The organism is Pseudomonas sp. rhizo25 (assembly GCF_031931935.1).
Classification (GTDB): Bacteria; Pseudomonadota; Gammaproteobacteria; order Pseudomonadales; family Pseudomonadaceae; genus Aquipseudomonas; species Aquipseudomonas synxantha.
Window position 1 is genome coordinate 82715 of the sequence record NZ_JAUJXA010000014.1, and the last position, 7353, is coordinate 90067.

At 60.7% G+C, this 7353-nt stretch carries 5 protein-coding genes; 3 read left to right on the plus strand and 2 right to left on the minus strand.

Features of this window, described 5'->3' with window-relative positions; all coding sequences use genetic code 11:
• Positions 1-114: 114 nt before the first annotated feature.
• Positions 115-2208 (minus strand): TonB-dependent siderophore receptor, encoded by a 2094-nt coding sequence (locus QZR30_RS23395; RefSeq protein WP_046070839.1) that lies wholly within the window; start codon positions 2206-2208, stop codon positions 115-117.
• A 110-nt stretch (positions 2209-2318) separates the two neighbouring features.
• Positions 2319-3479, minus strand: coding sequence for a Do family serine endopeptidase AlgW (algW, locus tag QZR30_RS23400; RefSeq protein WP_043049273.1), 1161 nt, complete (start codon positions 3477-3479; stop codon positions 2319-2321).
• A 101-nt stretch (positions 3480-3580) separates the two neighbouring features.
• Between algW and QZR30_RS23405 the strand changes: the two genes are divergently transcribed.
• The 3 genes from QZR30_RS23405 to cysN all read left to right on the plus strand — a co-directional run bounded on the left by QZR30_RS23405 (position 3581) and on the right by cysN (position 7345).
• Entirely contained in the window at positions 3581-4339 is a 759-nt protein-coding gene (locus QZR30_RS23405; RefSeq protein WP_043049274.1) for a Nif3-like dinuclear metal center hexameric protein, read from the plus strand.
• 180 nt (positions 4340-4519) lie between these two features.
• Entirely contained in the window at positions 4520-5437 is a 918-nt protein-coding gene (gene cysD / locus QZR30_RS23410) for a sulfate adenylyltransferase subunit CysD (RefSeq protein ID WP_043049276.1), read from the plus strand.
• Positions 5438-5446: 9 nt separating this feature from the next.
• Positions 5447-7345, plus strand: coding sequence for a sulfate adenylyltransferase subunit CysN (gene cysN / locus QZR30_RS23415; protein WP_057024886.1), 1899 nt, complete (start codon positions 5447-5449; stop codon positions 7343-7345).
• The last annotated feature ends 8 nt before the right edge of the window (positions 7346-7353 follow it).

The window sequence follows — 7353 nt, forward strand, 5'->3', positions numbered from 1 at the left end:
TGACTCAAATGTGGGAGGGGGCTTGCTCCCGATAGCGGTGGATCAGTGACAGATATACTGACTGACACACTGCGATCGGGGGCAAGCCCCCTCCCACATTTAGTCCAATGTTCGTCAGAGATTGAGGGTCAAGCTGACTGTGAGGTTGCGCGGCTCGCCGGGGTTGGCCCAGTACCTGCTGTAGGAGCGCTCGTAATACTTCTCATCGAACAGGTTATTCAGGTTCAACCCCACGGTGACATTCTCCGTCGCCTTGTAATGGGCGAGCAAATCCACGGTGTGGTAAGCCGGCAGCTCAAAACCTGTACCCGCTTCACCAGAACGATCACCCACGTAGGTTAACGCCGCACCCAGGTCCGAACCGCGCAACGCGCCATCCTGGAATTCATACACCCCCAACAGACTGCCACTGCGCTTGGCCACGCCGAGAATGCGGCTGCCGGTGGGGATTTCTTTGTCGCCCTTGGTCACTTCGGCGTCGATATACGCGAAGGCGCCGATCACACGTATGGCGTCGGTTACTTGCCCGGTCACTTGCAGGTCAAAGCCCTGGCTGCGGGCCTTGCCCATGGCGCGATTGGTGTCGGTCGCCGGGTCCAGGGCCAAAACGTTTTCCTTTTCGATATGAAAGGCGGCCAGGGTGGCGCTGAGTCGCTCGTCAAACAGTTCGCTCTTGATCCCCACCTCATAGCCCACGCCTTCTTCTGGCTTGAAGGATTTGCCACCGGCATCCAGGCCGCTGTTTGGCTTGAACGAGGTGGACGCGTTGGCAAATACCCCGACTTGTGGCGTGAGTTGGTAGAGCAGGCCGGCGCGCTGGGTAAAGGCGTCGTGGGTCTGGCGACTCTTGACGTGGTTGCGGGCGAAGTCGTCGGTGCTTTGTTCGAAATGTTCGAAGCGCGCTCCGATCATGCCACGCAGGCGATCAGTGAAGATGATCTGGTCTTGTAGATTCAGCGCGTGGCTTTGGGTCTGTTCGAAGAAGTCGGTACCAGAACGTTTGCCATTGGGTTTGGGCTGGCCATAGACCGGTTTATAAATATCGATAGGGTAGTCGCCGCCGATCGCTGTCACGCGCTCCTTCTTGCGGTAGTCCTCGTATTCGGTGCCGATCAGCAGTTCATGCTGCCAACTGCCGATATCGAACAGGCCGCGCAGTTCCAACTGGGTGATGCTGTCGTGCCAGCCCGTGGAGCGTTCACGGTAGCGGCGGTTGACGGTGTGGCCATCCGCGTTAAGCGCACGGCTTTCCGACGCGTCACCCCACAGGCTACCTTGCTTGTAGTGGCTGGCCAGGCGCAGCTTCCAGGCGTCGTTGAGGTGGTGTTCCAACGCCATCTGGATGCGGTTGTTGTGGTTATCGATGTTGCCGTCGTTGGGCTCGCCGAGGAAGGTTGAATGGGACATACCCGTGTTGGCGACGATGCCGCGGTCGAAGGTGGAGCTGTGGCGCACGAATTCGCTTTCTACGAGCAGGTGGGTGTCGGGGTCGAGTTGCCAACTGAATGAAGGCGCGACGAGCACCCGTTTGCTGTCGACGTGATCGCGAAAGCTGTGGTTGTCTTCCACCGCCAGGTTGACACGGGACAATACGCGCCCTTCGCTGTCCAGCGGTGTATTCACATCCAAAGCGGTGCGGTAGCGGTCCCAACTACCGGCGCTGGTCTGCAGGGTGGTGAAGGCCTCGGGCTGGGGTTTCTTGGTGACGATATTCACCGTGCCGCCAGGGTCGCCACGCCCATACAGGCTGGCGGCGGGCCCCTTGAGCACTTCAATGCGTTCGATATTGGCGGTATCGGGTGTGCTCGGGTAACCGCGGTTGGCGCTGAAACCATCCTGGTAGAACTCGGACGTGGTGAAGCCGCGCACGCTGTATTCGTAGAGGGTCAGGCCGCCGAAGTTGTTCTGCTTGGACACGCCGCCGGCAAATTCCAGTGCGCGTTCCACACTGGTGCTGCCCAGGTCCTTGAGCACTGTGGCGGGAATCACGCTGATCGATTGCGGGATATCGCGCAGGGCGGTGTCGGTCTTGGTGGCACTGGCTGTGCGAGTGGCGCGGTAACCTGTGACCGGCCCGATGGCGGATTCATAGGCCTCGGAGGTCACGCTGATGGTGTCCAGTTCCAGGGTATTTTCTTCGGCGTAGGCGGGGTCGAGCAGCAAACCCAGGGCCAGGCCGGCCGAGGGCACAAACTTGCGAGGCGGCATGATAGAACGTTCCAATGACGATATTGAAACAATATAACATGACTAATGAGAGTGAATGCTATGAAACCTGCCCATCAAGCGCCCTCGAACGGGCGCCTGATGTGCGTAGGCTATTGTTCTTCTTTCACCGGTGCCGTTGCCGGCGGTGGGCGCAGGCCGATTTCCGCCGAGAGCTTGATCTCCTTGCCGTTGCGCATGACCTGGATCGCCACCTTGTCGGTCGGCTTGATCCGTGCCACCTGGTTCATTGACTTGCGGCCATCACCGGCCGGGGCCCCGTCGATACTTAGAATCACATCGCCCAGTTGCAGGCCGGCCTTCTGCGCCGGGCCGTCGCGGAAGATCCCGGCAACCACGATGCCCGGGCGCCCGGTCAAGCCGAACGACTCGGCCAGTTCCTTGGTCAGTGGCTGCACTTCAATGCCCAGCCAGCCACGAATCACCTGGCCGTGTTCGATGATCGACTTCATCACTTCCATCGCCAGCTTCACCGGGATCGCGAAACCAATGCCCTGTGAGCCGCCGGACTTGGAAAAAATCGCGGTATTGATGCCCGTCAGGTTGCCATTGGCATCTACCAGCGCTCCGCCGGAGTTGCCCGGGTTGATGGCAGCGTCGGTCTGGATGAAGTCTTCGTAGCTGTTAAGGCCCAACTGGTTACGCCCAGTGGCGCTGATGATGCCCATGGTGACCGTCTGGCCAACGCCGAACGGGTTGCCAATGGCCAGCGCCACATCACCCACGCGCAAACCGTCGGAGCGACCGAGGGTAATGGACGGCAGGTTCTTCAAATCGATCTTCAGTACCGCAAGGTCGGTTTCCGGGTCACTGCCCACCACGCGGGCCAAGGTCTCGCGACCGTCACGCAGGGCCACCACGATCTGGTCGGCGCCGCTGGTCACGTGGTTATTGGTGAGGATGTAGCCTTCGGGGCTCATGATCACCCCGGAACCCAGGCTGGACTCCATGCGGCGTTGCTTGGGGCCGTTGTCACCGAAATAGCGGCGGAACTGCGGGTCTTCGAACAACGGATGCGCGGGTTTGTTGATGACCTTGGTGGTGTAAAGGTTAACCACCGCAGGTGCTGCAATGGTGACCGCGTCGGCATAGGTCACCGGGCCTTGGACCACCGTGCTGGTCTGCGGGGCCTGTTGCAGGTTCACATCCAGGGTAGGCAGGCCCACCCATTGGGGATAACGCTGGATAATCAGCATCGCGATCAGCACGCCAGCCAACAATGGCCATCCAAAAAAACGCAGTGCCTTGAGCATCAAGTAAGTCCTGACAGGTTGCAGGGGGCGGAAGAGCGCCCATAATGTCGCGCATTATACGAGGCTGCGAGGCCTGCGAACGGGATATTTAGGAGTCTTTTATGGCCGTCCCCCTTACCACCCTCGTCGAGGAAGCGGACCGCTACCTCGGCAGTGCAAAAATTGCTGATTACTGCCCCAACGGCCTGCAGGTCGAGGGGCGCCCGCAGGTGATGCGCATCGTCAGCGGCGTGACCGCCAGCCAAGCATTGCTGGACGCAGCCGTCGAAGCCAAGGCCGATCTGGTGCTGGTGCACCATGGCTATTTCTGGAAGGGCGAGAACCCGTGCATCACCGGCATGAAGCAGCGCCGCCTGAAGACCCTGCTCAAGCATGACATCAGCCTGTTGGCCTACCACTTGCCTTTGGACCTGCACGCCGATGTCGGCAACAACGTGCAACTGGCGCGTCACTTGGACATCACCGTCGAAGGCCCGCTGGACCCGAGTAACCCCAAGATCGTCGGCCTGGTTGGCTCCCTGGCTGAGCCTCTATCGCCCCGGGACTTCGCTCGCCGCGTGCAGGACGTGATGGGCCGCGAGCCACTGCTGATCGAAGGCAGCCAGATGATCCGTCGCGTCGGTTGGTGCACCGGGGGTGGCCAGGGCTATATCGACCAGGCAATTGCCGCGGGTGTCGACCTCTACCTGAGCGGTGAGGCGTCCGAACAGACCTTCCACAGCGCACGGGAAAACGACATCAGCTTCATCGCCGCCGGCCATCACGCCACTGAGCGCTACGGCGTCCAGGCGTTGGGCGACTACCTGGCGCGACGCTTTGCCCTGGAGCATCTGTTCATCGATTGTCCGAACCCGATCTGAATGTGGGAGGGGGCTTGTCCCCTCCCACACGAGCCCCCCATTTCAGGTCAAACTCGGCGGCATATTCATATACCGTTTCGATCTAGTTGGCGCCCTGAATAGAAGCAGGTGCTGTGCTAGCATGCCTCGCTCGAACACGGCCCGCTGGCCGTCCATAAGATCGTTTTTCCGTGAGTAACCATGGTCGACAAACTGACGCATCTGAAACAGCTGGAGGCGGAAAGCATCCACATCATCCGCGAGGTCGCCGCCGAGTTCGACAACCCGGTGATGCTCTACTCGATCGGTAAAGACTCCGCCGTGATGCTGCATCTGGCACGCAAGGCCTTCTTCCCAGGCAAGCTGCCGTTCCCGGTGATGCACGTCGACACCCGCTGGAAATTCCAGGAGATGTACAAGTTCCGCGACCGCATGGTTGAAGAGCTGGGCCTGGACCTGATCACCCACGTCAACCCCGATGGCGTGGCGCAGGGCATCAACCCGTTCACCCACGGCAGCGCCAAGCACACCGACATCATGAAGACCGAGGGCCTCAAGCAGGCCCTGGACAAGCATGGTTTCGACGCAGCGTTCGGCGGCGCCCGTCGCGATGAAGAGAAATCCCGTGCCAAAGAGCGCGTGTACTCGTTCCGCGACAGCAAGCACCGCTGGGACCCGAAGAACCAGCGTCCGGAGCTGTGGAACGTCTACAACGGCAACGTCAACAAGGGCGAGTCGATCCGCGTGTTCCCGCTGTCCAACTGGACCGAGCTGGACATCTGGCAGTACATCTACCTGGAAGGCATCCCGATCGTGCCGCTGTACTTCGCCGCCGAGCGCGACGTGATCGAAAAGAACGGCACGTTGATCATGATCGACGACGACCGCATCCTCGAGCACCTGTCCGACGAAGACAAAGCCCGCATCGTCAAAAAGAAAGTCCGTTTCCGCACCCTTGGCTGCTACCCGTTGACGGGTGCGGTGGAGTCCGAAGCCGAAACGCTGACGGACATCATTCAGGAAATGCTCCTGACGCGAACTTCCGAGCGCCAGGGCCGGGTCATCGATCACGATGGCGCCGGCTCCATGGAAGACAAAAAACGTCAGGGTTATTTCTAAGGGGTTGTCATGTCGCACGTATCTGATTTGATCAGCGAGGACATCCTCGCCTACCTGGCCCAGCACGAGCGCAAGGAAATGTTGCGCTTCCTGACCTGCGGCAACGTCGATGACGGCAAGAGCACCCTGATCGGGCGCCTGCTGCACGACTCCAAGATGATCTACGAAGATCACCTGGAAGCCATCACCCGCGATTCGAAGAAATCCGGCACCACGGGCGACGATATCGACCTGGCCTTGCTGGTCGACGGCCTGCAGGCCGAGCGTGAGCAGGGCATCACCATCGATGTTGCCTATCGCTACTTCTCTACCGCCAAGCGCAAGTTCATCATCGCCGACACCCCCGGCCATGAGCAGTACACCCGCAACATGGCCACTGGCGCGTCTACCTGCGACCTGGCGATCATCCTGATCGACGCCCGTTACGGCGTGCAGACCCAGACCCGTCGTCACAGCTTCATCGCCTCGTTGCTGGGGATCAAACACATCGTGGTGGCCGTCAACAAGATGGACATCAATGGCTTTGATCAAAGCGTCTTCGAGTCGATCAAGGCCGATTACCTGAAGTTCGCCGAAGGTATTGCGTTCAAGCCGAGCACCTTGGCCTTTGTACCGATGTCGGCGCTCAAGGGCGACAACGTGGTGAACAAGAGCGAGCGTTCGCCCTGGTACACCGGCCAGTCGCTGATGGAGATACTTGAGACCGTCGAGATCGCCAACGACCGCAACTACACCGACCTGCGTTTCCCGGTGCAGTACGTCAACCGCCCGAACCTGAATTTCCGTGGTTTCGCCGGCACCCTGGCCAGCGGCATCGTGCACAAGGGCGACGAAGTGGTGGTGCTGCCGTCGGGCAAGAGCAGCCGGGTCAAATCCATTGTCACCTTCGAAGGTGAGCTGGAAAACGCTGGCCCAGGCCAGGCCGTGACCTTGACCATGGAAGACGAGATCGACATCTCCCGTGGCGACCTGCTGGTGCATGCCGATAACGTGCCGCAAGTGACCGACGCCTTCGACGCTATGCTGGTGTGGATGGCCGAAGAGCCGATGCTGCCGGGCAAGAAATACGATATCAAGCGCGCCACCAGCTACGTGCCGGGCTCCATCACCAGTATCGTGCACCGCGTGGATGTGAACACCCTGGCCGAGGGCCCGGCGAGTTCGCTGCAACTCAACGAAATCGGTCGGGTCAAGGTCAGCCTCGACGCCGCCATCGCGTTGGATGGCTATGACAGCAATCGCACCACCGGCGCCTTTATCGTCATCGACCGTTTGACCAACGGCACCGTGGCTGCGGGCATGATCATCGCGCCGCCGGTCAATCATGGCGGTTCTGCGCAGCACGGCAGTCTCGCGCACGTCGCCACCGAAGAACGCGCCCTGCGTTTCGGCCAGCAGCCGGCCACGGTGTTGTTCAGCGGGCTGTCCGGCGCTGGCAAAAGCACCTTGGCCTACGCGGTTGAGCGCAAGCTGTTCGATATGGGGCGTGCAGTGTTTGTACTGGACGGCCAGAACCTGCGTCACGACCTGAACAAGGGCTTGCCTCAGGACCGTGCCGGGCGTACCGAGAACTGGCGCCGTGCAGCTCACGTAGCACGCCAGTTCAACGAGGCTGGCTTGCTGACCCTGGCCGCATTCGTCGCGCCGGATGCCGAAGGCCGTGAGCAGGCGAAGGCGCTGATCGGCGCTGACCGTCTGCTGACGGTCTATGTGCAGGCCTCGCCGCTGGTGTGCGCCGAGCGTGATCCGCAAGGTTTGTACGCGGCGGGTGGGGATAACATCCCGGGTGAGTCTTTCCCGTACGACGTGCCGTTGAACGCCGACCTGGTGCTCGATACCCAGGCCTTGTCGCTGGAAGACAGTGTCAAGCAAGTGCTGGAGTTGTTGCGCCAGCGCGGCGCGATCTAAGGGTTGGC

What these genes read in the sequence shown, in the direction of transcription:
- QZR30_RS23395 (WP_046070839.1), bottom strand. Translation starts at nt 2,208, where the DNA reads ATGCCGCCTCGCAAGTTTGTGCCCTCGGCCGGCCTGGCCCTGGGTTTG.
- QZR30_RS23405 (WP_043049274.1), top strand. Translation starts at nt 3,581, where the DNA reads ATGGCCGTCCCCCTTACCACCCTCGTCGAGGAAGCGGACCGCTACCTC.
- cysD (WP_043049276.1), top strand. Translation starts at nt 4,520, where the DNA reads ATGGTCGACAAACTGACGCATCTGAAACAGCTGGAGGCGGAAAGCATC.
- cysN (WP_057024886.1), top strand. Translation starts at nt 5,447, where the DNA reads ATGTCGCACGTATCTGATTTGATCAGCGAGGACATCCTCGCCTACCTG.
- algW (WP_043049273.1), bottom strand. Translation starts at nt 3,479, where the DNA reads ATGCTCAAGGCACTGCGTTTTTTTGGATGGCCATTGTTGGCTGGCGTG.